Below are 25186 nucleotides of genomic sequence, written 5' to 3'. Positions count from 1 at the left end.
ATTACCCTTCCTTTCGTCTCGCCAACTCTTCGACGAGATCCATTAATGTGTATGTATCGGGTCTAACATGCACGGTCGCACCAACTTCAAGAAGCGCTTTTTCCGTGACATGCCCGATGGCCCCGATTGTATAACCATTCCAACCAACTTGTGGAACAACTTCTTCGGAAAATACTTCAACTGCCGAAGGACTTGCGAATAGAACGTTCAATTGCTGTTTTTGTTGCAATAAATCTACGAGTGAACCGATAGATTCATTCGCACGCTCCGTTATATAAACTGTCCATTCATCCACTTCAAAAGGAATTTCCTCTTTAATGGTAACCCCTGCAATTGAACCGCGCAGAAACAAGATACGCCGGACATCTGTTTCAGAGGGATTGAATTCTTTAACGAATGTATCTGCACTAAACACAGTCGGGATGAAATCGACTGAAAAACCGATCCTTTCGAGCGCTTCTGCCGTTCGCGTACCGACAGCCGCTATGTTCGCGGGTATTGATTCCGCAGACACATTATAGCGTACAAGTTTAGCCCCAAACGCGGCGACCGCACTTTGACTTGTAAATATTAGCCAATCATATGTTGGACAGGCGTTCAAACGGAGCTCATCTGTCAGTTCCACTAACTCTGCTACTTGGATCAAGGGTAATGAAACTGGCATACCCCCATAACGCTTCACAAGTTCGAATACTTCTTCGGACTTCGGCGTGCCTGTAAAGATGACCGTTTGACCAAGCAGCGGTTGTCCGTCACGCATCCATTTCCGCCTTCACTTTCTCAATCACTTCTGAAGCCCCTTCAGCACGTAATGTTTTCGCAACTTCCATACCGGCTTCAACGGGGTCCGCGCTGGTGAACGTCTTTTTAAATATTTGCTTCGCATCTGGGGAAGCGATATAGCCTGTCAGTTCAACTTCGCTGCCGTTATATTTCGCAAAACCGGCAATCGGCACTTGGCATGAGCCATCCATTTCAGTAAGGAAAGTACGCTCTGCTTCAACTTCTTTCCAGGTTTTTTCATCTGTTAATTTCGCAAGTTCAGCTAATAGTTCTTTATCGTCTGAGCGGCATTCAATCGCGAGCGCCCCTTGACCTACTGCTGGAATGCAATCTTCGACAGACATATATTCCGTCGTAACCTCTTCGCTCCAGCCCATCCGTTTCATACCTGCGGCAGCAAGAAGAATCGCATCATATTCACCATCAACCATCTTTTTCAATCGCGTATCGATATTGCCACGGATCCATTGGATATCAAGGTCGGGACGCAGTAGCAACAATTGTGAACTTCGACGCAAACTAGACGTCCCGACAATAGCCCCTACTGGCAGGTCCATGAATTTCACATGACCTTTCGAAATAAATGCATCACGCGCATCTTCACGTGGAGGGATGCAGCCAATGACAAGTCCTTCCGGCAGGACTGCTGGCATATCTTTCATGCTATGTACCGCGAAATCGATTTCTTTATCAAACAACGCTTGCTCGATTTCTTTCACGAAAAGCCCTTTACCGCCGACTTTCGACAGCATAACGTCGAGGATCTGATCGCCTTTCGTAACGATTTCCTTCACTTCGAATTCAAACGGAACACCGGCAGCCTTCATTTGATCTATGAACCAGTTCGTTTGCGTCAATGCAAGTTTACTTCTTCTTGAACCTACTATTATTTTTCTCATATTAATTAATCCAACCTTTCTTAATCAAATACACCTTGGTCTATTTGTACACAGATTTTTATCAAGCTTGCTCGATAAACTTCTCTAAAAAACCTGTGATATCCTCGGAGGCTTTAACTTAATACAGCTGGAGTTTGAAACCTGGCTGTATTAAGTTATATCCAAAAGTGAAAATCGGATAATTTGCTTCCCAAGAAAAAATTGATGATAACAAAAAGGAATGCGAATACGTTCGCCCATGCAAAGTCATTTCCTGTTAGCTTACCACTCCGCTTCAAGAATAATACAGAACCATAGATGGCAAGCAGGAAAAATGAGCCTAAAATTTTTATATCAAAAAATGACCATATTTCAAGTGCAACAGCCGCCCATTGCATGCCAAGAATCAAACTGACAAGCAGAAACGGGATACCCGTATAAAGAGACGCTTTCATACCTACTTCTGTTTGTTGGAGAGAAGGAAGCCTATTAAATTGCTTTGACCATTTCTTCTTCTTCAAAATTTTATAGACGAGAAGATAAAGTACCGAAAAAACGAATGACATTGCAAATGCCGCATAGGACAAAATAGCGAATGTGATATGGATGAAAAGCAGTTCTGAAATAAGGGCTTCCCCTATTGGAGATTGTTCAATTTGCATAGGAGCAAACGTATGAATCGTCATGAAAATAAATCCTATTACATTTAAGAAGAAGACAGCATGCCCGACTTTGTAAAACAAGTGCAGGATAATCGATAAAGTAATGAGAAGCCATGCGTAAAAATAGATTCCTTCAAACAAGGAGAGTACCGGGAATCTCCCCTTCTCAAACATATACATAACTAGGAAAAATGTTTGCAGAAAGTAGACGATAGATAAAATCCAAAAAGCGCTGCGATGTGCAATTGTGTCCTTATTCAAATAATCTATAAAATAAAAAACGAGACTAACCGCGTATAAAATAACCATAACTTCATGCAGTCTCGCCATCATCATTTCAACCATGATAATTTCTCTGCCTTTCTAATACCAAAGGGGCATTTCCTTCATCTATAGTGTAGCATACAGATGCGGAAACGCCCCTTTGACAAACGTTCAAAATGTCAAATCCGGTTGTGCCGTAGCATTTCTTTCCGCTCTGACTTTTAACCGTTCTTTCGCTTGTTTTGCAAGCATTTCTTTCTCCTTCACAACGTCATCATCAATACCAAATATTTGCTGGAAGAACTCCAGTTTTTCGACAGATTTTGAATCCATCGCTAGTTCTTTCGCTTGTAAAATGGGATCTTTCAATAATTGATTGACAATCGATTTGGTATGTTTACTTAATACTTTCTTTTCTCGCTCCGTCAAATCAGGCATTTTATTCTCAATACTCGCCATCGTTTCCGATTGAATACGGTGTGCTTTTTGACGAAGTGCCGAAATGACAGGCACTACTCCAAGTTGAGCGACCCATTCTTTAAATACTACAATTTCCTGCTCAATCATTAGACCGATTTCCTCGGCAGCCCGCTTTCTTTCCGCTAGATTTGCTTCGACAATACCCTGCAAATCATCGATATCATACAGGAACACATTCGGTAAATCACCAATACGGGGATCCAAATCACGCGGTACTGCAATATCAACCATAAATAGCGGCCGTCCTTTACGCAACCGTTCAACTAGCTGCATAAGTTCAAAATCAATAACAAAATCAGTAGCCCCTGTTGAACTGATAAGTACATCTGCTTCAAGAAGCGTGCATTGCAGCTCTGCCATCGATTTCGCTACACCGTCGAATTTATCAGCGAGTACTTCCGCCTTCGAGAGTGTTCTGTTAACGACTGTCACTTTGCTAGCACCGCTACCATGCAAGTTCTTAACGGCGAGTTCACCCATTTCCCCAGCTCCAAGAATTGCGACATGCTTTTGATCCAAAGTGCCAAAGATCTTTTTGCCGAGTTCTACAGCAGCATAGGACACTGAAACCGCGTTATCGCCAATTGCAGTTTCAGTATGTGCTTTCTTCGCAAGTGTTACGGCTTGTTTAAATAGTTCATTAAAAACAGTACCTGTTGTTCCAATCGTTTGGCCCTCAAGGAAACTGTCACGCACTTGCCCTAATATTTGTGTTTCACCAAGAACCATGGAATCGATACCTGCCGCAACACGCATCAGATGCTCAATCGCTCCATCATTTTCCATGATAACTAAATGAGACGAGAAAGAATCAAGCGGCATATCGAACCATTCCGCCAAGAAATTTTTCACATAGTAGCGACCTGTATGCAGCTGATCGACAACTGCATAAATCTCTGTCCGGTTACATGTCGATATAATAATGTTTTCTAATATACTTTTTTGCTGTTGCAATGTCTGCATCGCTTGTGGCAGTTCTGTTTCAATAAAAGATAATTTCTCCCTTATTTCGACAGGTGCTGTCCGGTGATTGACACCGATTACGATTGTATGCATCAGGTGTTCACACCTCTCACGTTCTATTTCACGCTTTCCATTATATCATATGGTCGTCACTTATCCGGATGGTAATTGTGAACAACATATGACTACGAACGGTTAAGCGCCACTATTTATAATGATTATAATCTAATTCTAACAGCCTTCAGATTCACAAGCAATCAATGTGCAATCACAAATTGAAAGTACTCGGGACTAAAAGACTGATTCACTATACTATATGACAATAACAACAAAACTATACGACTCAAAGTCATAAAAAAATCCAGAAAACGACGTATCGTTTTCCGAATCCTTTAGTTGCAACTTTACATTCTGCTTTCAATCTCTTTCCAAGCTGCTTCCATGCCAATTCCTTTTTCAGAAGAAAAGACGATCAGCGAATCATATGGCCGCATATCGAGTGTTTCACGTACAACTTTTTTATGCTTTTCCCATTTCCCTTTTGGAATTTTATCTGCTTTTGTCGCAATGACAATTACAGGCATATTATTATCCACAAGGAAATCGTACATCAAACAATCATCAGCACTAGGAGCATGACGCAAATCAACAATTTGAATGACAGCACGGAGATGTTCCCGTTCAGTCATATATTGTTGAATAAATTTCCCCCAGGTTTCACGAGATGACTTTGAAACTTTTGCGTAGCCGTATCCTGGTACATCCACGAAAAACAGCTGTTCTTCGATTTTGTAGAAGTTTAGTGTTTGTGTCTTACCTGGTTTAGAAGAAGTTCGGGCAAGACTCTTTCTACCAATCATTTTGTTTATAAAAGATGATTTTCCAACGTTGGAACGGCCTGCTAAAGCAAATTCCGGATATCCTTCTGTTGGATATTGTTCGGGTCGTACTGCACTCATTATCATTTCTACGTTATGGACTTTCATTTGGAAGTCTCCTCCAATGCAATTTCGAGGACCTCTTCTGCGTCGGAAACGAGTTTAAATGTCAGTTCTTCCCGAACGCTTTCTGGAATATCTTCGATGTCGCGCTCATTTTCTTTTGGCAAGATAATCGTCGTCAAGCCAGCTCGATGAGCACTTAAAGTTTTTTCTTTCACGCCACCAATCGGCAAAACTCTGCCGCGCAGTGTAATTTCACCAGTCATCCCGACTTCACGGCGTACTGGCCGCTTTGTCAATGCGGAGACTAGTGCTGTAGCAATCGTAACACCAGCCGATGGACCATCTTTCGGTATTGCACCTTCCGGTACGTGTATGTGGATATCACACTTTTCATGGAAGTCTGGATCAATGCCAAATTCTACAGTTTTTGAACGTACATAAGATAATGCGGTTTGTGCAGACTCTTTCATGACATCTCCAAGTTTTCCTGTCAGAATAAGTTTACCTTTTCCTGGCGATAAAGAAACCTCAATCTGCAATGTATCTCCACCGACTTGCGTATAAGCAAGCCCTGTTGCCACACCTATTTGATTTACCGTCTCGGCTTGACCGTATCTGTACTTCTTTTTGCCTATCAACGATTCAAGTGTCCGTGGGCTGACTGTGATACTTTTCTTCTCACCTGTAACTATCTGCTTCGCCGCTTTTCGGCAAATTCCCGCAATCTGACGTTCCAAGCCGCGTACCCCTGCCTCGCGCGTGTAATATCTTACGATGTCTTGAATTGCAGGATCGTTAATACGCACTTGGGACTTTGTCAGCCCATGCTCTTTCAACTGTTTCGGTATCAAGTGATTTTTTACGATAGAGCGCTTCTCAATTTCTGTGTAGCCAGCAATTGAGATGATTTCCATCCGGTCACGAAGCGGCCCTGGAACTGCACTTAAATTATTGGCAGTCGCAATGAACAAGACATTTGATAAGTTATAAGGCTCTTCGATGTAATGATCACTGAATTTATTGTTCTGTTCCGGATCTAGTACTTCAAGCATGGCAGACGATGGGTCTCCCCGAAAGTCATTCGACATCTTATCGATTTCATCCAGTAGAAACACGGGGTTAATCTTTCCGGCTTTTTTCATCCCTTGGATAATCCGCCCAGGCATCGCACCCACATATGTCCGTCTATGACCGCGGATTTCTGACTCATCACGTACCCCACCAAGTGAAATCCGAACAAACTTCCTGCCAAGTGATTCTGCGATAGACCTTGCTAAAGATGTTTTCCCGACACCTGGAGGACCTTCAAGACAAAGAATTGGCCCCCGTAACGAATTCGTTAACTGACGAACTGCTAGATATTCAAGAATACGTTCTTTAACAGCTTCCAGTCCATCATGGTCGCGGTTTAAAATGTCCTCTGAACGTTTAATGTCAAGCTGATCCTTTGATGCATCAGACCACGGCAACGTAACAAGCCACTCAATATAGTTACGGATGACTCCACTTTCTGCAGCCGCAGCCGGTATTTTTTCATATCTATCAAGTTCACGCAAAGCGGCTTCCTTCACACCTTCAGGCATGCCGGCATTCTCAATCTGCGCAGTCAAATCTACAATTTCCAGACCCTTACCATCTTTATCACCCAGTTCAGTCTGGATGGCCTTCATTTGTTCTCGAAGGTAGAACTCTTTTTGGGTTCGCTCCATCGCTTCTCTGACACGTTCATTAATTTTCTTCTCAAGATTAAGCACTTCTTGTTCATTATAAAGTCTGCTCATAAGCCATTCAAGACGTGTATTGACATTTTTGGTTTCAAGTACTTCCTGCTTTGCAGCCAATTTGAGCGGTAAATGAGAAGCGATTGTGTCAGCAAGTCTACCTGGTTCTGTAATTGAAGCGACGGAGTCATATGTTTCTTCTGTTACTTTTTTAGAAATTTTTGAGTACTTTTTAAAATATGTAAGCAGCGTTCTCATTAACGCTTCTGACTCAGCGTCTATTTCCTCATCATCTGGAAAACCGATTACTTCGACGACCGGATAAAGATCTGCTTCCTCGTAATTTGACCATTCCGCACGTTCGATTCCCTCAATAAGTATGCGATAGGTTCCGTTTGGCAACTGTGTCATCGATTTAACGAACGCCAGTGTCCCTATTTTAAATAAATCTTCGGGCTCCGGGTTTTCAATACTGATATCCTTTTGCGTTGCAAGAAAAATAAGGTTATTTTGTGCAATTGCATGCTCTATAGCAAATACGGAACGCTCTCTTCCAACATCAATATGTAAAATCATCGTAGGGTAGACAAGCAACCCTCGAAGTGGCAACAGTGGTATATTATTCAATTTATCAGTCGACATGCGGATGCCCCCCCATTAATTATGTATATCCAACTTTAGATTCATTAAAACGTTAAAAAAACTGACATCCGATGAGCGCATATGCACGCGCGTCGTCGGAGTCAGCTTCATCCTTCAGGCGTTACGCCGAGTTTTTCTCATTATCCAGATAAACCCGGGTTCCGTCTTCCGTTGAAAGAATTGGATTTGATTGTCCCAAGACGGATTCTTTTGTAATGAGACACTCTGTCACTTCTTCAAGTGATGGCAGTTCATACATTACGTCGAGCATGATATTTTCGATAATTGAACGAAGACCGCGCGCACCTGTTTTTCTTGTGATAGCCTCTTTTGCAATTTCAAGCAAGGCATCATCTTCAAACCGCAGTGCAACGTCATCAAGTTCAAACATTTTTTGGTATTGTTTAACGATTGCATTTTTCGGAAGCGTCAAAATCTGATAAAGCGTATCTTCACTCAACTGCTCAAGGCTTGCAAGAACAGGTAAACGACCTACAAATTCCGGAATCAGACCAAAACGCTGAAGATCTTCTGGAATCAGTTTAGCAAGGTATGATTCCTCTTCAACAACCGTATTTGGTTCAGCACCGAAACCGATTACTTTTTGCCCAATCCGACGTTTAATGATCTCTTCGATACCGTCGAAAGCTCCTCCTACAATAAATAGGATATTCGTCGTATCGATTTGGATAAATTCTTGATGTGGATGTTTACGACCACCTTGTGGCGGCACACTCGCAACTGTACCTTCGAGAATTTTAAGAAGTGCCTGTTGTACACCTTCTCCTGAAACATCGCGTGTTATGGACGCATTTTCGGATTTACGTGCAACTTTATCGATTTCATCAATATAGATGATTCCTTTTTCTGCACGATCCACATCATAATCTGCTGCCTGAATCAGTTTAAGCAGAATGTTTTCCACGTCTTCCCCGACATATCCTGCTTCAGTCAGTGATGTAGCATCCGCAATTGCGAACGGTACGTCAAGAATTCTTGCAAGTGTTTGAGCAAGCAATGTTTTACCGCTCCCAGTCGGTCCGATAAGTACGATATTAGATTTCGATAACTCGACATCGTCTATCTTACTGTTCGAATTGACGCGTTTATAATGGTTATAGACAGCAACTGAAAGTGATTTCTTTGCACGGTCCTGCCCAATTAGGTAATCATCAAGAATACTTTGTATTTCTTTCGGCTTCGGAACGTCTTTTAACTCGAATCCTTCTTCAAGCCCGACTTCCTCTTCAACGATTTCAGCACAAAGTTCAACACATTCATCACAAATATAGACGCCTTGACCAGCGACTAGCTTACGAACCTGCTCCTGGGATTTCCCGCAAAAAGAACAGTTCAAGTTATCTTTTTCATCGTTAAATTTGAACATTATGCTCACCCCTATTCAAGTGACAATCTTACAAGATTCCCCGATTTTTATCAACTAATTAGAATTCTTCTCTTTACAAGAAGTAAAATCCATGTCTTCCTATGAAAAACAAGGTACGGTCTTCCGTACCTTGTCCTTATTGCATTATATTATTCAGTAATCTTTGCGTTTTCAACAAGGAACTCGACTGTTTTATTGAAACGAAGGTCGTTTTCAAGAATCGTAGTCCCTCCAAGTGTTGTTTTGATCTGCTCGATATCCATGCCGAATTGTGCAGACATTTTTTCAAGTTCTGCATTAATGTCAGCTTCATCAACCTCGATATTTTCAGCTTTACCAATCGCTTCAAGTACCAGTGAAACACGAACACGGTTTTGTGCGTCGTCTTTCATTTGTGAACGAAGTGCTGCTTCGTCTTGTCCAGAGAACTGGAAGTAAAGCTCAAGGTTCATTCCTTGTGATTGAAGTCTTTGGCCAAATTCTTCCATCATACGTTCAACTTCAGATTCAATCATCACTTCTGGAATATCAACTTCCATATTACGTGCTGCCGCTTCAACTAGGTCATCGCGAAGAGCTGTTTCAGACGCGGATTTTTTCTCTTCTAAAGTTGTTTCTTTCAACTTCGCACGCAATGCGTCGAGGCTTTCAACTTCTTCATCAATTTCTTTAGCAAGTTCGTCATCTAGTGCAGGAATTTCTTTTGTTTTGATTTCATGGATTTTCACTTTGAAAATCGCTGGTTTACCTGCAAGTTCTGCTGCATGGTATTCTTCAGGGAAATTCACTTCGACATCTTTTTCTTCGTCTTGTTTCATGCCGATCAATTGCTCTTCAAATCCAGGGATAAATGAACCTGAACCAATTTCAAGATCGTACTGCTCTGCTTTACCGCCATCGAAAACTTCGCCATCAACAGAACCTTCGAAGTCGATTTTCACTGTATCGCCGTTTTCAACTGCGCCGTCTTCTTTCACAGCCAATTCTGCGAATGCTAGTTGACGTTCTTTCAATTGCTCTTCGATTTCCTCATCAGTAACTGCTGTTTCCTGACGTGTTACTTCAAGACCTTTATAATCGCCAAGCTTCACTTCTGGCTTCAGTGTGATAAGCGCTTTAAAAATAAGCTCTTTTCCTTTTTCCATTTGCTCGATGTCGATTTCTGGACGGTCGATTGGTTCAACGCCCGCTTCGTCAAGTGCGTTTGAGTATGCTTCTGGAAGAATGAAATCAAGTGCTTCATTGTAAAGCGACTCTACGCCATACATTTTTTCAAACATTGGACGCGGCATTTTCCCTTTACGGAAACCTGGTGCTTGTACTGTTTTAACAACTTTCTTGAATGCTTTATCAAGACCCGCTGTTACTACTTCTGCGGGTACTTCTACTGTAAGAGTCCCTGTGTTTCCTTCTTGCTTTTCCCATTTGACTGACATAATAAAATACCTCCGAATCGTTTTGGCCAATATCTTTTCGTACTTATATACTCCATTGACAACCATTTCAGTATATCATAGTCTCTTCATCTTTCAACAGATTTCGCACTTTACGAAAGGTCCGAAACGTTGTCAATCTGTTGAATGAGTTTGTTGAGTGCTGTCTCAGGTAATGGTTCCCCTGAAAACAGACTTTCTATGTAGTTTACATAGGCTGTTGCGATTTCTTCTACTGGTTGATTCCCCCAGCCGAAAGGGAATGCAGTAATTGCAAATTTCTCGATGAGGCCTTGCGCCATCTCCAACCTGGAAGGGTCTTGGAACAGCAGCCGGTCAATCGCTTCAAGGACCTCTTTTGTCAACTTATCTTGCCCTGGCAAAGTCATACTCGCTGGCACAACAACTTTCTCCCACCCGAACTTACGGACAGTGATTTCATCTGAATGCCCTGCCTGATGAAGCAGCGTCAATGCAAATGTAATAGCTAATGGAGCCACGTCGTCCCGGACAGCGATGAGTTCAAGAAGAGGAAGGATGTCTGATAAGTTGCTTCCTTCAAGGGAAGCGAGTGCATATTGCTGTGTCAATGCATCCATCTCCATAAACTCGTCGATGGTGAATGATTGCAATAGAGCGGCAGGTTTGTCGTCTGCATAGCGGTCTGACAAACGGCCATTCAATTCCCGAAGATAATTGAATTTATTCAACATATCAGGGGGAACAATTCCTTCATCAATCAGCGCATCGATCGTCATTTCAACTTCATCGTACTCCTGCAGTTGAATGCTGATTGTCAGATACAGTTCCATGGCATCGACATAGTCAGCGGTTCCGCTATGCAAAAGCTTTGCAGCAATTTCCTTCGCTCGTTGAAAATCTTTGACTTCATAAAGGGCAACGGCGTATGGACCTAGAAATTCCGGAAAGTCAGGTTCATAACCAATTGCTTGGTCAAATGCTTTTACTGCCTGTTCATAGTCTTCTTGTTCAACAAAAACATGGCCCTGTTCAACGAGTTTTTCAAATGTTCCTGGGAAAACAATAATATTCTCTTTCTTCCTGAGTCTTCCGTATTTCTTTCGCAATACGCTCACCTTCTTTCATCATTTCCCACTATATCATAGCGATTTCTAATTTAACATTGATTGCCGGTGATTGAGCAAAAAACATATACAAATCCCTCCAATCGGGAAATGCGCCGCTCGGCTTAATCGAGGGCGCCTGCTATGATAAACTTCTGTTAAAATGCAGTAATCTGGATTGCTGTTTTTCATCGAGAGCCATTTATAATCCGTTTTACTGACCAATTCTTTCTGATTTAATCACCTCATCCACTTTAGCCATCAATGCCTCTTCATCTGCACCATCTGCACTAATTTTAATGTCAGCCCCCATTGAAATACCAAGTGCCATGACACCCATAATCGATTTCAGATTCACTGTCTTTTCCTTATATTCCAGTTTCACTTCCGCCGCAAATGGCGTTACAGCTGTCACTAATACCGATGACGGACGAGCATGAAGCCCCTCATTAGTTGTAATTTTATAGTTTTTCTCAATCATCCTATACGGTCCCCTTTTAATTAATCTATAATAATTAAAACGTAATGCGCTCTCCATATGCAGCAATCATTAACTCATTATGTGCTGTACTTCCATCCAAATTCCCACTTTTAAAAATGGGAGGTTTTACTCCATTTTCAATCATCATCTCGATCACTCGACTGAACGTGGCGTGGATAAGTGTATTTCCAATGACACTAGATGCCGGGGCGTAAGGCAGGCCATCCAATGTCAGAAGCCCATCACCAACCGGGACATGCGTATTTAAAATGGCTTCCACAACAGTTTCAAGCCTGTTGCCTGACTTGTGTTTGGACGGGTGCTCAGAAGCATTATATTGAAGCGACTGAAGTGAAACAACGTAAGCCCCGCATTCTTTCGCTATATATGCAACATCAATTGGCACCGTATTTCGTCCGGAAGTCGAAATAACAATGACCGTGTCTTCAGGACGGATATCAAGCTGGTTCGCAAATGTTTGAGTAAGTTCGGGATCTTTTTCATTTAAAGATGCCTGAGCAGCCCCATTATGAAGCATCAGTGATTCGACAATAATAGGTTGGACCGGAACTAAACCACCAGCTCGAAAAAATGACTCTTCTGCCATCAAATAAGAATGGCCAGAACCGAATAACTGAACGATGCCACCAAGCGAAAGACGCCTCGTAATCTCTATCGCTACTTTTTCAACAGATTGTTGTTCTTCTCGGATCACTTTCTTCATCAATAATTCAATTGCTGTGAAGTAAGCATTCATTCGCTCATCTCCTAATCTCACTAATAAATTTATAACGATCCGCCCGATATGCGCTTCGAACGATTTCAAATGGAATACCTTTTGTTAAATAACTGATTCTCTCTATCATTAGAACCGCAGAAGGCATATAAACTTGGAGTAATTCCGCGTCTTCTTTCTTTACCAAAACTGCCTCCATGCATTGTGTAGCATGACTAATTACAAGTCGTTTGTCCTTTTCGATATATGAATAAAGCGACCCTTCTATCGTAGCCAAATCAAGTTCCGGAACGAGCTTCACAGGTAGATACGATCTTTCAATTGCCATGGGCTTGTCATCTGCATACCGAATTCGCTTTACAACGAAAACTTCTTCATCTTTATCTAACTGTAATTCCCTCGCAATATCTTTTTCTGGTATTATTTTTTTAAAGCTAATCAGCTTGTTACTAGGTTTCATGCCACGTGAAAGCATGTCTTCTGTAAAACTTGTAAGCCCATTTAGAGGTTGTTCAATCTTGGGTGTCGCTACATATGTACCGCGTCCCTTTTCACGGTAGAGGAGCCCTTCATTCACGAGATTCGTAATGGATTGACGTACTGTCATTCGACTTACGCCAAACGACTCCGTCAACTCACGTTCGGAAGGGATTGCCACACCAATTACAAAATCCCCCTGCAAGATTTGGTTTTTCAAGTATTCTTCAATTTGGATATATATAGGGACTGGGGACTGTTTATCCAGCAAAGCACTCACTGCCTTTCCAATTCAACCAACTGATATGCATCCCGGTCTACAATAAGCGTTACATTATCATGATTCCACAAAAATGAGGCAGGAAAACGTTCAGTTACCTGTTTACTCAATAATGTTTTTACAGCTTCTGCTTTACTTTCTCCAGATGCCAATAAAATGATTTTTTCACTTTTTAATATTGATTTAATGCCCATCGTAATTGCATGAGTCGGAATTTCTTCAAACGATTGAAAGAAGTGCGCATTACTTTTGCGCGTAGATGGGGTTAATTCAACAATATGTGTCGTACTGTTTGAATTTGTTCCCGGTTCATTAAATCCGATATGTCCATTCGTACCAATCCCTAGTATTTGCAGATTAATAGGACCTATACAATCGAGAATCTTATCGTAACGCACACATTCTTCTCCCACAGAACTGGGTTTTCCATCTGGAATATATGCATTTTCGATTGCAAGATCAATATGTTTGAAAAGTTTCTCATTCATGAATGTATAATAACTTTCCGGATGTGTTCGTTCGAGACCAAGATATTCGTCTAAATTAATAGTCCGGACATCTTTATAGGAAACGCCTCGCTCTTCAAAACTATTACAAATATTTTCGTAAAGCCCCAACGGTGTTGCCCCAGTCGCAAGACCAAGTACCGACTGTGCATTTCCCCGGACCTGTTCCTCCACAAGCGTCGCCGCATATTCGCTTACCGCTGCATAATTATCGAGTAAAAGTCCCTTCATCAGATGTCCTCCTTTTTATAAACAATAGTGCCTCTACAAATTGTCATTTGTACATTCCAATCTTTATCAATGATTGTAATATCTGCATCTCTCCCAAGCTCAATCTTTCCTTTATTGGAAAGTTCAAGCTGTGCCGCAGCATTTGCAGAGGTCATCGCTACAAGTTCAGATAGTGTACAATTCGTAACAGCCTTCATATTTTTCACTGCAGTTTCCATCGTTAATATGCTTCCCGCAAGCGTTCCGTCGTGAAGTCGTGCATCTATATGTGACACCTCTACATCTTGGCCACCTAAATCATAAGAGCCGGGCGCAAGTCCTTTCGCACGTATCGCATCCGTAATTAATATAATTCGGCTAGCATTCTTTTGGCGAAATGCTAATTCAATCGATTTAGGGTGGCTATGAATCAAATCGACAATCAATTCAACTGTCAAAAAATCTTCCGAAAAAGCAGCCCCGATTGCTCCAGGTTCCCGATGATGAAATGGGCTCATTTGATTGTATAGATGAGTCACATGACTAGCTCCCGCTTTAACAGCCTTGCGAACAACTTCTGATGTTGCATCCGTATGACCGAGGGATGCAATTACACCGTCTTCGGACACCTCTTCAATAAATGCAAGAGCATTATCCATTTCTGGCGCAACAGTTACGATTTTAATGCGATTACCACTCAATTCCTGCCATTTCTTAAAGAGCGAAGTAGAGGGTAATTGAATATGCTCAATCGGTTGTGCGCCGGCCCTCTTTGGTGAAATGAAAGGCCCTTCCAGATGAACACCAAGCATTTCAGCCTGTTTCTTACCTGCATTAAAAAGGCTTGCATTGTGTAACGTTGCAGAAATCGCTTCATCTGATTGCGTCATTGTCGTTGCTAAAAAACTTGTAGTCCCTTCCCTCGGAAGCGCACTGGCCAAACCATCTAGAGCTTGCGGCGTTGCATCCATTGCATCAAAACCTGACGAACCATGAATATGAATGTCAATAAACCCAGGGACAATAATCCAATCCTTACCGGTCGCATCAAGTTGATTGTCTGCCTCTCTTTTAATAGAAGCAGACACTTCTTTGATTTTGCCGTCTTCTATATAAATGTCACCAAAAATACTGGCATTTTCCGAGTCAGCAATCGTAACATTCGAAATCAGTAGTGTTTCTCCCACACGTCATTCCTCCTTATGAAAAAAACATAATGGTCTTTCGTGGTTCAATTTCAGCTATTACCATGAGACCGAGATTCATTTTTTCAAAGAACCGAACCGCCGAAGACTAATCGTGAATTTTTTACTTTATAACCTTTCTACAATTTAATACTTCATAGTTTCCTAAGTCTGAATAATTAAACTTAATATTCAATATATACTTAATTGGTATAGTTGTCTATACCAATATAAAAGAATAGTGAGCAAGTTATAGTCAAGATGTTTTACCAGCCGCCTCTAGTAGAGTGTTTCGTTTCAAGACTCTCTTATCTAGCGTACGCTTCACCTATAAGAAAGCTTTTGGATACACAAACATGTCAGGTTGAATTACGGGTTTCTATTACAATAAATACTCCTCCATTTAATACATTTGAGATAGCAAAAAACCGATTTTTTTCTGAAAAGAAAAATCGGTTTTAAACTATATATATTGAACAAATGAATACGGCATAGGCGCTTTACAATGGATAGAATTAGAATTCCTGCTAATATCGCTTCGACGCTCCTCCCATGATAAGCCAGAAAGGAGAGCACTTTCAGTCTTATCGCGCCTGCGCTGAATGGTCTATTTGAGACGCATTTCGTTTTCGGAGATGGAACCTACAACCTGGAGTGCCATAAATCGATCGAATATGATCAACAAATGTCCCAATACATGTGGAATGAATTAGTCATCCTGCTATTACCGCTTCGACGCTTTGTGGATGCCTCCCGCGATAAGCCGGAAAGGAGAGCACTTTCAGTCTTATCGCTCCGGCTACCACGAAGTCGCGTCTTCGCTGGAAGGTCTATGTGAGAAAAAGCATTTCATTATCTGTGATGAAATCTACAACCTAGAGTGCGTCTTTCTTGACTATAATTGCTATCAACTAGTAATCACCTTATAATCTGGGCATCTACAACTCAAAATTACATTTCTCTCGATAAATGAACACCCTAGCGCAGGCGCGGCAAAGGGGTCGCCGAGTAAGACTGGATGCGAAGCGCTAATCTAGGCTTACGGCGAAAGGCATCCCCACAGCGCCAAGCGATCTACAATCCACACTCCGAATTACAACTCTCTCATTATTGACCGCCACAGCAGATTCAAGAGGAGTCATTAGATCAACATATATAGTTCATAAAAATGCGTACATATCTCACCTGATCCGTCATACGTTTGCCTAACTTCCCTTTTAAGAAGGAGTAAAACCGCATAATTTTCAATTAGGGGAAAGTTCACTTTCCGTTACCCATTTATGGTTTGTTACTTTTTCTCCACCAGTAGTAGGCGTATAATCAATCATATATACTGTAGTTTGTTCAGCAGAATCGATTTCAGCTTTTGCCCCTTCCATCCCTTCCATATGGTCTGCCTCAATGGTGACTTTTGTTCCTTTTTCTAACGTTTCGTCACCCGCATTTTTAAGTTCTTCTTTTATAACCCATTTATGATTTATCACTTTTTCTCCACCAGTTGTCGGGACATAAGATACAGCAAAAGCTGTAGTATCATAAGCGCCCACGATTGTCGCCTCGGCACCATCCATACCTTCCATATGATCCGTATTAATAATTGCTTGACTTCCAACTCTATAGGTCGGATTTTCTGCCACTTTTAAGTTTTCAGGAACTTCACCTGAGCCCGAATGGTTCATGTTCATATCCATCACTTCTTGTTTAGATTCATTAGTACTGTCTATTCTTTTCTCGTTGCCAATACTATTTCCACACCCGCTTAAAACTGCAATCATAGCAACGCTTAAAAAAAGTAATTGTTTCTTCATCTGACTTACACACCTCTGATTTCTTAAATTTCGTTTTCCTAATTAGTTTATTCGACAAAGAAACTATCCCTAGAAATACTTTTTCATTTCTAGAAATAGCTCCTTAAATGATGGTGTTTTCTGCATATTTCTTACACTGCCATTTGCCGGCATGCCTCCGCACATTTTCGGCAAGATTCAGCGCAGCGCTTGCAATGATCGTGGTCGTGTTGAGCACACTCTTCTGCACAACGTTCGCAAACTTCTGCACAAAGGGCTAAAACCTGTTTAGTAAAGGGACTATTGCGTGTCATCGCTTGTGCTGCAAAGCTACATATATCTGCACATTCACGATCCAAGCGAATGCACTCGGCCATCATCTTAACATTCTCTTCTTTCAGACACGCATCGAAACAGGTATTGCATGCCTCAAGGCATTCCAAACATGCTTTTAAGCATTCTTCATATTTCGTATTCATGGGATCATCTCCTGCTGTTTTTACAGTCAGTGGTATTTTCCCCTTAAAAATTGGTTTGAAACTAAAAAGAACAAAACACTTAAAAATCTCTAAGTTCTCTTCATACCGGAATGCAACTTTCAGCTATTGAGTAATTTCAGGAAATGTCTTTTACTCCTGGTTCCCATTTGAATCAATACATTCTTTAAGTGAATTTAAATTTAAAAAGACGACATGTCGCTCTAAATGTCGCCTTCTTTTTTACTATTTTGAATGGGTACTTGGTCCGTCACTCCTATCGATTAAATTAGCACAGAATAGACTTTACTCTTTGGTTTTCCCCTAACCCTTTTCTTGGTTATACATGCTGTTTAAGTCACCATATGGTCAGCTTTATAAACATATATTTTTGCATTTTTATTAAATTCAAATTCTTCTTTCGTGCGACTAATTGATACAGTGCTTTTTGTATATTTTTTGACTAACCCATTAAACCCTCTTTTGACGATTTTTAATTAAAACGTAATTGTGTACACGTGGCATCCAGGATAATATTTTCATTCCTAATAGCTTGAATGTCATATTTCTTCTGATAACATTCAATCTATAGATTTTTTTTGTAAGAATAATATCCTTTCCAAACGTCGTATCCCATTTTTTTATAGAAATCTACTAACCCAGTCCAATCAATGACAATATTATTTATGTCACGACCCCTTAAAAATGTGATTGCGGCTTCAACTACTGCAACCCCATACCCTTGTTTACGTTCATTCGCATCAATACCTAGAGGTCCAATGCCACCTAACTCTTTATCAAAAAGGGGTGCCCAATACACATTTTGAGCAATAAACGGTGATTTAGCATCATTTATTCTAGAAAATCCAATAATTTTGTCATTCTTTTTAAGGACAACAAACTCTCTACCTGTGCCACCTTTTTGAAAATAATGCAACGCCTCATATTCCCATCTACCAGGAAAGCAACGATGAAGAAAATCTAAAAAATCTTCCTTATCCTTTGGATCAAGAATAGAAAACATTGCATTGTCAACTGTCGGTAATGAATTCTTATTATGACCGTCATAATGATTAATTAGGTCATACTCCTCTCCGTAAGCTTCATATCCTTTCCCTTCAAACCATCTTGCTACATCATTAAATTGCTGAGGTATTCCCGGGAAGTAATGCCAAGGATCTTTACCAAGTAGTACTTCCCTCATTCCAGCAGATTTCAACGTTGATTCGGCATGTCTTAATAATTCATCACCAATCCCTTGATTACGATACGTATGATTAACTAGAAGTACTTGTATCCAACCCGTTTCTTTCCTCATTTCAACACTTAGTTGCTCTTGCCACTTTTTCGCAACGATAAAACCAATTACTTTGTCATCACTATCTACAGCTATACGTGATGCTCTATAACAAATATTCTTATCTTGAAAACTGTTTTGCTCAAACAGTTTTCTGCTCATGGGAAAGCTTTCATTTAATTCCTGGTTCCAAAGATTAACTAAGCCCTCTATTCTTTCTTTAGTCCACGATATATACTTCGTCAAAATTCCACCTCTTCTATTTTTCATGTCTACAGAAAGCATCTGTAAACATTTTATTAATCTCTATCTTTTCTTCTAGTAAGGCAGCGATTACAGCTCCACCGACCGGTAATATTTGGGGTATAATAACTTCTATATGACTATCGTTATCTTTGACTGTTCTTTCAATAGATACTTTAAACAACTCATATCTGTTAAATAATCCACCAGCCAGCACAACTGGTATTGCTTCAGTAGCCAGCTCCACAGGGAACAACTTTTTTATCAAAGTAGATATAGCCTTACCTAATTGAATACCGTTTTCATTAATGATATCTTTAGCAATTTGATCGCCATAATCAGCTGCTTCGACTACTAACTTGCTCAAAGAAGCGATCACTCCTTTAGGATTTCCCCCTTGATAGATTGCTCCAACCACACATGGAAGTTCCTTCGCTTCGAAGTATTGTAAAATCAAATCGTGTAAATATGTATATTCAGCTAATCTATCATGGAACATAAAAGCTGCACTTAAACCATCTCTACCAATGGCATATCCACTACCATGGTCACTAAATAAATGCCCCCAGCCCCCTACCCGTCCTTGATCACCTTTTTGATTTATCCCATATGTAATTGCACCTGTTCCAGCAATTTGGACTATCCCTGGTCTTCCCATTGTCCCCGAATATAATGCCGTTATTGCATCATGATTGACAGTAACGTCCACACTGGGAGCAAGCAAAGAAGTGAGTATGTTTTGTACATCCGCTTTGTTAGATTTATTGCCTCCTCCTGCCATTCCTGCAAAAACTCTCGTTACTCGTAAAAAAGATTCATTGTTTTCCGCCCTTAATGTATTTATAAGCTTTGTTAATTCACCTTCGACTATGTCCCTACCCAAACTGTTTAAATTGGAGCCACCAACAGTTGCTTCTGCAACTTTTTCCCCTTTAATATTAGCAATTACCCCTGTTGTTTTTGTGCCGCCCCCGTCAATTCCTAGTACATACATATCTCAATAGCCTCCTCTTACAATAAACAAGCCACCCCTAAATCAAGTTAGCTCCCAATGGAACAAGTACAATTTATTTAGTATTATGGGTCCCATGTGTTAAAAAATTAACAGCATCCCTAGTCGCCTCAAGATGTTTAACTGTTTCATCATATTGCAAAGAGGCTACACCCATAAAGAGTATGTCAATCACTTGAAGTTGACCAATTCTTGATGAAGTTGCACCACTTCTAAAAGTGGACTCTCTTGTTGCCGATGTATACAATTTTATATCCGCATGTTTAGAAACAATTGAGCTTCCATATTTAGTTAAACTAATTGTATGGACACCTTTTTTCTTCGCCAATTCTAGTACTCTGGCAACTTCTAGTGTTTCCCCCGAGAAGGATATAGCGACAACGACGTCATCTTTATTAGCGTTAGCAACAAGTGTTGTAGCAATGTGCATATCTGGAAATGCAAAAGAAGTCTTATCAATTCTTAGAAATTTTTGCTGAGCATCCTGGGCAATTATATTTGAAGCACCTACACCGATAAAATGGACTGTTTTAGCAATCCTTAATAATTGAATGGCCTTTTCAAGCTCTTCTGTATATAACATTTCAGCTGTTTCTCGAATCGTTTTCACGCTATTATTTGTCATCTTATCAATAATTGATAATAACGGTTCATTTGGCTCAATATCACGAAATCCATGCTCAGTTGTCTTCTGAATATCACCAGCAACTCTTAGTTTTAGATCCTGCAATCCTTTTAAATCCAATGATTTACATAACCTAATAACTGCAGCACCGCTCGTTGAACTTTTTTCACCTAGCTCAATTGCCGTTAATGAGATTGCCTCCTGTGGATTTTTTATGATATATGTCGCAATTTTCCTTTCAGATGGCGGCAATGTCGGAAGCATTTCAGTAAGCATAACTAGTCCACCAGTAACAGATGACATGATATCAACCCTTTCTTTTTTCAAAACTAACTTCCTTTTATACGGTTCAAATTCATACAATTTTTATGTGATCAGCATCATTACTTTCTTTTACAATAATTTTCATCTCCGCTCGCTTCCCCGATACCTCAACTATTACCGTAGTATTACCCTTGTCAATTGCTTGAACAATACCTTGTTTATTCACTTTAACAACACTTTCGTTTTTGGAGGACCACTTTTTTCTGACTAAATCGAAATCTGTTATATCAACTATATAGTTTGAAAATAATTTCTTTATTTCAACCTGTATATTAAAACGATGTGAAGTTCCTTTTATCAAACTTAACTCTTTTATTCGAAGATCATTTTTTATCAAAAATACTTTTTCAACATACGGTATGAAATCATATTTAATGCCACTTGATGTCATATGTAGTACACCATGGCCTACTATATTTCCCCGATTATTGGCTACATATCCTTTTGATGCACCATTCCCTGTAATAATATAATTTACATCTTCTACATGCCATTGATCGATGACATGTAAATGTCCAAATAATACTGTAATTTGAGTAGATTTATTTTCCTTTTTGTAATTACCTAAGATTCTTTCTAACTTCATTGCATCTTCCTTTTGCATTTCATGCGAAGTACCAAATCTATCTTTTGTTGGTACATGAGTAATTATGACTATATTCTCTTGTTTATTCTCTGCTAGTAATTGTTCTAAGTAATCCATTTGTGTGGAATCAGAAATACAAATACTTTGATCGTATGCCGTATTTAAGAAAATAAACAATACACTACCATATGTAACGTGATATGTTGGTGATCCAAATAGACCCATATATGAATCAAGGTTGCCCTGGAATGATTCATGATTTCCTGGTACCGTCAGGATGGGTTTATCGCCTAGTAGCAGTAAATTTTCCTGCACACGAATGTATTCATCTTCCATGGACTGATCAACCATATCTCCCATTTGTATAATAAAATCCGTACCCTCATTAACTGCGCTACATAGTCCAGCCTGTCCATATTCATAGGAATGTGTATCTGGAATGACCGAAATCTTGAAATTATTTTTATCTTTAGGCTGATTTAATCCATTAACTGTGAATTTTTTTTTGATTGGGCCTACCTTATTACCTGAGCGATTCATTGCCATTATAGTGAAGTAATGCACACCATCAGTCAGCTCTTTTTTTGATACTGCATACCCCCAACCTGTTTCTTCATGATATGTAACAACCTGTTTTTCGTTGTCTATTGTTACAAGAATGTCCTTTGAATTTACCCCACTTTTTTCATCAATGAGATTAAATGTAATACGCGGTGTATTAGTATATACTAACGCTGTTTTTGTTGGTGTAATATTTGATAATATAGGCTTTCCATAGTCTGGACTAAGGTCAACAGTAATTACCTTTTCTATATACGGAACAGACTTATTGCCCGCGAAGTCCTTAGCTTTTACGACTATATGATATGTACCCTCCTCAACATTATTAAACGAATAACTGATTTTATTTAATTTTTCACAAAAAAAATGTTTTACTTTGTTGTTATTTACTTTTACGATAACCGAATTTGGATCAACACCGGACATATCATCTGTAGCTGTGGCATGAAATGTAAATGAATCCTTATATACCAGATCCTTTTTTGGGTATATGTTGCTAAATGTTGGACCCGATAAATCTTCATCATCTATATATACAAATCGTAAATGATCGATATAAAATATCCCATTATAGCTTGAGTCGCCCTGATACGCCTTATCAATTTCCACAGCATAAATATGCTCAAGCCTTAGTGGAAGTTTCCAATTCTTATCTAATGGTGCGTCCAGGTATTTCCACCCTTGCCAATTTATATTTCCAGCTGTGAGATTAACTGTTTTTCTCCCATCAAAGCCATCTAGGATAGATGCTCGTAACCACGGCGTTTTCCCATCACTATATACCCAAATACCAAGCTTACGCGGCATCACATCCGTACTCAAATTGTCTTTAAATTTGATAAACATTGCACCGTTTCCTGATAACCAACCACTGAAATTGTACTCTATTTTTAAACTACTCTTTCCATACATTGCTTGATCATTGCTAAGGGAGATAACATATGATTTAACAAAGCAATGATTCATTTCATATTTATTCATATTATTATGCTCAAAATCATCAAGTACTTTTTCTTTTAAATTCATAACGGTATCTCCCTTTTACATTTATTATTCTTTCTCACTAGCCAACTCAATAGCTTTTCGAACAAAACCATCTGCTTTAGAAATATTGTCTTTAGCCTCTTGATAGGGGACGTCTGCTTTAATCATAACAATTGCAGTTTTAACTTCATAATTTGCTAGCTCTAAAATGCCTTCAGTCTCAACATACGGAATCTTAGTTATTGTAGATAGAATACTTTTAGCCCGTTCCTTTAGCTTTTTATTACTAACAGACACATCAACCATTAAATTTTCATATATTTTACCCATTTTAATCATTGATGTAGAAGTAATCATATTTAAAATCAATTTATGTGCTGTAGCCGCCTTCATTCTCGTTGACCCAGTGATCACCTCTGGTCCAGTCAGCACATCAATTCTTATATTTGCATATTGACCAATTACTGAATTCTCATTACTAGATAAACTCACTGTTCTTGCTCCAATTCGATTTGCGTAATCCAGTGCCCCTATAACATAGGGAGTCCTTCCACTTGCAGCTATACCGATAACTACATCTTTTTTCGTTAAGTTTCTTTCTGCTAGATCGCTAGCTCCAATTTCTTCACTATCCTCTGCACCTTCTACTGCTTTCTCAATTGCTTTCATACCACCGGCCATTACTGCTTGTACTAAGTCTGGAGATGTACTAAATGTTGGCGGACATTCCACTGCATCAAGAATTCCAAGCCGTCCACTTGTGCCTGCACCTACATAAAAAAGTCTTCCACCAGATTTAAATGATTCACAAACAACCTCCACAGCCTTTTCTATCTCTGGTAAAACATCTTGTATTCTTTTTGCTACACTCATATCTTCATTGTTAATAAGAGTTAATATATTCTTTGTTGACATTTTATCAATGTTCGTCGATTTTTCGTTTCTCATTTCTGTTGTCAATGCCGAAAAATTATCCATTATCATCATCCTAGTTGTATAAGTTGTATGGTTCTTTTAGTTTCTGGAAGTATTCTAGTTGCTTATCAAAACCTTCAATGAATTCTATCGAAGTACCATTTAGTACATTTTCCTTTAACTGTTTTGTCCCCGCTAAAAGATCAAAGAAGTCTCTATTGTTTTTATTTTCTCTGAACTGAAAATCATTTGGATACATTTCAGCTATTGTTTCTACCAATAGTATTCCAGCTTTCAATGAATTTAATTCATTACGATTGACAACGTGCAATTGTATTCCTCCACAAATTTCATCTTTATATTTTTGATATGTAGGAATAAATGATGTTGGTCTTGCTAGTACACCCGCTATCTTCTTTTCATTAAATACTTTTGCCAATCTTTGTCCTTCAATAAATGGTGCTCCTATCCATTCAAATGGTTTCGTTGTCCCTCTACCTTCTGATAAATTAGTACCTTCTATTAAACATGTACCAGGATATAATATGTTCATATCAATGTTTGTTGCGTTTGGAGAAGGAGGTACCCAGAATAAATTAGTATCATCAAAATACATCTGCCGCTTCCACCCCTGCATTGGTACAACAGTTAACTCGCATTCATAACCAAACTCATTTTTATAGAGTAAAGCAAGTTCTGCAACTGTCATTCCATGTCTGTTTGGTATAGGTAATAAGCCAACAAATGATCTAACATCCTCTTCCACTAAATTCCCTTCCATTTTTTCACCTGAAATCGGGTTTGGTCGGTCAAGTACGACAAAGTGTTTTCCATGTTCTCCGCAAGCTTCCATTACATATGCCATTGTATATATATACGTATAATATCTTGAGCCGATGTCCTGAAGATCAAAGACTATCACATCAACAAGGTCCAACATTTCTTTATTCGGTTTTCTAGTTTCTCCATACAGACTGTATACCGGTAGATTTGTATATGGATCGATGGAAGACTTTACTTTTTCCCCTTCCTTTGCATCTCCACGGATTCCATGTTCAGGTGAATATAGCGCAGCCAAGTCAATATCAGAATGTTCATAGAATAAATCAATGGATGGAACCAGGTTTTTATTTACACCAGTCATATTTGTAACAAGCCCAATTCTCTTACCTTTGAATTGACTGAATTCCTTTTCTAAAAAAATATCTAGACCCAGTTTCATTTGTTAACACTTCCTCCTTATTTATCAAATCTCTAACC

The 25186-nt window shown here is 39.6% G+C and carries 22 protein-coding genes; all 22 read right to left on the bottom strand.

Translation table 11 applies throughout. The features are described 5' to 3' along the window. Position 1: 1 nt before the first annotated feature. Entirely contained in the window at positions 2 to 760 is a 759-nt protein-coding gene (locus MKZ11_RS13135; RefSeq protein WP_340794867.1) for a uroporphyrinogen-III synthase, read from the bottom strand. Then, positions 753 to 1682 (bottom strand): hydroxymethylbilane synthase, encoded by a 930-nt coding sequence (hemC, locus tag MKZ11_RS13130; RefSeq protein ID WP_340794866.1) that lies wholly within the window; start codon positions 1680 to 1682, stop codon positions 753 to 755. Before hemC ends, MKZ11_RS13135 begins: the two co-directional genes overlap by 8 nt. 155 nt (positions 1683 to 1837) lie before the next feature. Beyond that, complete coding sequence (locus MKZ11_RS13125; RefSeq protein WP_340794865.1) at positions 1838 to 2668, bottom strand: cytochrome c biogenesis protein; 831 nt, start codon at positions 2666 to 2668, stop codon at positions 1838 to 1840. Between the two features lie 90 nt (positions 2669 to 2758). Continuing rightward, the gene (gene hemA, locus MKZ11_RS13120; RefSeq protein WP_340794864.1) at positions 2759 to 4123 is read right to left on the bottom strand and encodes a glutamyl-tRNA reductase; all 1365 of its coding nucleotides are present in this window, start codon (positions 4121 to 4123) and stop codon (positions 2759 to 2761) included. 311 nt (positions 4124 to 4434) lie between these two features. Next, the gene (gene yihA, locus MKZ11_RS13115; protein ID WP_340794863.1) at positions 4435 to 5016 is read right to left on the bottom strand and encodes a ribosome biogenesis GTP-binding protein YihA/YsxC; all 582 of its coding nucleotides are present in this window, start codon (positions 5014 to 5016) and stop codon (positions 4435 to 4437) included. Beyond that, a complete protein-coding gene (lon, locus tag MKZ11_RS13110) occupies positions 5013 to 7337 on the bottom strand; it encodes an endopeptidase La (protein WP_340794862.1) in 2325 nt (774 codons plus the stop codon). The genes yihA and lon overlap by 4 nt, the downstream gene beginning before the upstream one ends. Positions 7338 to 7458: 121 nt before the next feature. Then, complete coding sequence (gene clpX, locus MKZ11_RS13105) at positions 7459 to 8724, bottom strand: ATP-dependent protease ATP-binding subunit ClpX (RefSeq protein WP_340794861.1); 1266 nt, start codon at positions 8722 to 8724, stop codon at positions 7459 to 7461. A 149-nt stretch (positions 8725 to 8873) separates the two neighbouring features. After that, complete coding sequence (gene tig, locus MKZ11_RS13100; protein ID WP_340794860.1) at positions 8874 to 10160, bottom strand: trigger factor; 1287 nt, start codon at positions 10158 to 10160, stop codon at positions 8874 to 8876. Between the two features lie 110 nt (positions 10161 to 10270). Next, the gene (locus MKZ11_RS13095) at positions 10271 to 11254 is read right to left on the bottom strand and encodes a tetratricopeptide repeat protein (RefSeq protein WP_340794859.1); all 984 of its coding nucleotides are present in this window, start codon (positions 11252 to 11254) and stop codon (positions 10271 to 10273) included. A gap of 202 nt (positions 11255 to 11456) precedes the next feature. Then, a complete protein-coding gene (locus tag MKZ11_RS13090) occupies positions 11457 to 11723 on the bottom strand; it encodes a phosphocarrier protein HPr (RefSeq protein WP_340794858.1) in 267 nt (88 codons plus the stop codon). 34 nt (positions 11724 to 11757) lie between these two features. Next, on the bottom strand, positions 11758 to 12480 hold the full coding sequence (locus MKZ11_RS13085; RefSeq protein WP_340794857.1) for an SIS domain-containing protein: 723 nt from the start codon (positions 12478 to 12480) through the stop codon (positions 11758 to 11760). A 4-nt stretch (positions 12481 to 12484) separates the two neighbouring features. Beyond that, positions 12485 to 13207 carry a GntR family transcriptional regulator gene (locus MKZ11_RS13080; protein ID WP_340794856.1) on the bottom strand — a complete coding sequence of 241 codons (723 nt, stop codon included), beginning with the start codon at positions 13205 to 13207 and terminating at the stop codon, positions 12485 to 12487. Positions 13208 to 13212: 5 nt separating this feature from the next. Beyond that, on the bottom strand, positions 13213 to 13953 hold the full coding sequence (nagB, locus tag MKZ11_RS13075; protein ID WP_340794855.1) for a glucosamine-6-phosphate deaminase: 741 nt from the start codon (positions 13951 to 13953) through the stop codon (positions 13213 to 13215). Beyond that, entirely contained in the window at positions 13953 to 15119 is a 1167-nt protein-coding gene (gene nagA / locus MKZ11_RS13070) for an N-acetylglucosamine-6-phosphate deacetylase (RefSeq protein WP_340794854.1), read from the bottom strand. The genes nagB and nagA overlap by 1 nt, the downstream gene beginning before the upstream one ends. Positions 15120 to 16360: 1241 nt before the next feature. Next, entirely contained in the window at positions 16361 to 16924 is a 564-nt protein-coding gene (locus MKZ11_RS13065; protein ID WP_340794853.1) for a YdhK family protein, read from the bottom strand. 131 nt (positions 16925 to 17055) lie between these two features. After that, positions 17056 to 17382, bottom strand: coding sequence for a four-helix bundle copper-binding protein (locus tag MKZ11_RS13060; RefSeq protein WP_340794852.1), 327 nt, complete (start codon positions 17380 to 17382; stop codon positions 17056 to 17058). Between the two features lie 583 nt (positions 17383 to 17965). Further along, a complete protein-coding gene (locus tag MKZ11_RS13055) occupies positions 17966 to 18922 on the bottom strand; it encodes a GNAT family N-acetyltransferase (protein WP_340794851.1) in 957 nt (318 codons plus the stop codon). A 13-nt stretch (positions 18923 to 18935) separates the two neighbouring features. After that, on the bottom strand, positions 18936 to 19913 hold the full coding sequence (locus tag MKZ11_RS13050) for an N-acetylglucosamine kinase (protein ID WP_340794850.1): 978 nt from the start codon (positions 19911 to 19913) through the stop codon (positions 18936 to 18938). A gap of 73 nt (positions 19914 to 19986) precedes the next feature. Continuing rightward, entirely contained in the window at positions 19987 to 20859 is an 873-nt protein-coding gene (locus MKZ11_RS13045; RefSeq protein WP_340797008.1) for a MurR/RpiR family transcriptional regulator, read from the bottom strand. 52 nt (positions 20860 to 20911) lie between these two features. Beyond that, positions 20912 to 23053, bottom strand: coding sequence for a metallophosphoesterase family protein (locus MKZ11_RS13040; protein ID WP_340794849.1), 2142 nt, complete (start codon positions 23051 to 23053; stop codon positions 20912 to 20914). A gap of 24 nt (positions 23054 to 23077) precedes the next feature. After that, positions 23078 to 23989, bottom strand: a complete 912-nt coding sequence (murQ, locus tag MKZ11_RS13035; protein WP_340794848.1) for an N-acetylmuramic acid 6-phosphate etherase — start codon at positions 23987 to 23989, stop codon at positions 23078 to 23080. Between the two features lie 10 nt (positions 23990 to 23999). Further along, positions 24000 to 25148 carry an exo-beta-N-acetylmuramidase NamZ family protein gene (locus tag MKZ11_RS13030; RefSeq protein WP_340794847.1) on the bottom strand — a complete coding sequence of 383 codons (1149 nt, stop codon included), beginning with the start codon at positions 25146 to 25148 and terminating at the stop codon, positions 24000 to 24002. Positions 25149 to 25186: the final 38 nt, after the last annotated feature.

Source organism: Sporosarcina sp. FSL K6-1508, assembly GCF_038007465.1.
GTDB classification, from domain to species: Bacteria; Bacillota; Bacilli; order Bacillales_A; family Planococcaceae; genus Sporosarcina; species Sporosarcina psychrophila_B.
Note: the sequence above shows the minus strand (reverse complement) of the source record. Positions and strands in the feature narration are given on the sequence as shown.

What these genes read in the sequence shown, in the direction of transcription:
- MKZ11_RS13135 (WP_340794867.1), bottom strand. Translation starts at nt 760, where the DNA reads ATGCGTGACGGACAACCGCTGCTTGGTCAAACGGTCATCTTTACAGGC.
- hemC (WP_340794866.1), bottom strand. Translation starts at nt 1,682, where the DNA reads ATGAGAAAAATAATAGTAGGTTCAAGAAGAAGTAAACTTGCATTGACG.
- MKZ11_RS13125 (WP_340794865.1), bottom strand. Translation starts at nt 2,668, where the DNA reads ATGGTTGAAATGATGATGGCGAGACTGCATGAAGTTATGGTTATTTTA.
- hemA (WP_340794864.1), bottom strand. Translation starts at nt 4,123, where the DNA reads ATGCATACAATCGTAATCGGTGTCAATCACCGGACAGCACCTGTCGAA.
- yihA (WP_340794863.1), bottom strand. Translation starts at nt 5,016, where the DNA reads ATGAAAGTCCATAACGTAGAAATGATAATGAGTGCAGTACGACCCGAA.
- lon (WP_340794862.1), bottom strand. Translation starts at nt 7,337, where the DNA reads ATGTCGACTGATAAATTGAATAATATACCACTGTTGCCACTTCGAGGG.
- clpX (WP_340794861.1), bottom strand. Translation starts at nt 8,724, where the DNA reads ATGTTCAAATTTAACGATGAAAAAGATAACTTGAACTGTTCTTTTTGC.
- tig (WP_340794860.1), bottom strand. Translation starts at nt 10,160, where the DNA reads ATGTCAGTCAAATGGGAAAAGCAAGAAGGAAACACAGGGACTCTTACA.
- MKZ11_RS13090 (WP_340794858.1), bottom strand. Translation starts at nt 11,723, where the DNA reads ATGATTGAGAAAAACTATAAAATTACAACTAATGAGGGGCTTCATGCT.
- MKZ11_RS13085 (WP_340794857.1), bottom strand. Translation starts at nt 12,480, where the DNA reads ATGAATGCTTACTTCACAGCAATTGAATTATTGATGAAGAAAGTGATC.
- nagB (WP_340794855.1), bottom strand. Translation starts at nt 13,953, where the DNA reads ATGAAGGGACTTTTACTCGATAATTATGCAGCGGTAAGCGAATATGCG.
- MKZ11_RS13065 (WP_340794853.1), bottom strand. Translation starts at nt 16,924, where the DNA reads ATGAAGAAACAATTACTTTTTTTAAGCGTTGCTATGATTGCAGTTTTA.
- MKZ11_RS13060 (WP_340794852.1), bottom strand. Translation starts at nt 17,382, where the DNA reads ATGAATACGAAATATGAAGAATGCTTAAAAGCATGTTTGGAATGCCTT.
- MKZ11_RS13050 (WP_340794850.1), bottom strand. Translation starts at nt 19,913, where the DNA reads ATGTATGTACTAGGAATTGACGGGGGCGGCACAAAAACAACAGGGGTA.
- MKZ11_RS13045 (WP_340797008.1), bottom strand. Translation starts at nt 20,859, where the DNA reads ATGTCATCTGTTACTGGTGGACTAGTTATGCTTACTGAAATGCTTCCG.
- MKZ11_RS13040 (WP_340794849.1), bottom strand. Translation starts at nt 23,053, where the DNA reads ATGAATTTAAAAGAAAAAGTACTTGATGATTTTGAGCATAATAATATG.
- murQ (WP_340794848.1), bottom strand. Translation starts at nt 23,989, where the DNA reads ATGGATAATTTTTCGGCATTGACAACAGAAATGAGAAACGAAAAATCG.
- MKZ11_RS13030 (WP_340794847.1), bottom strand. Translation starts at nt 25,148, where the DNA reads ATGAAACTGGGTCTAGATATTTTTTTAGAAAAGGAATTCAGTCAATTC.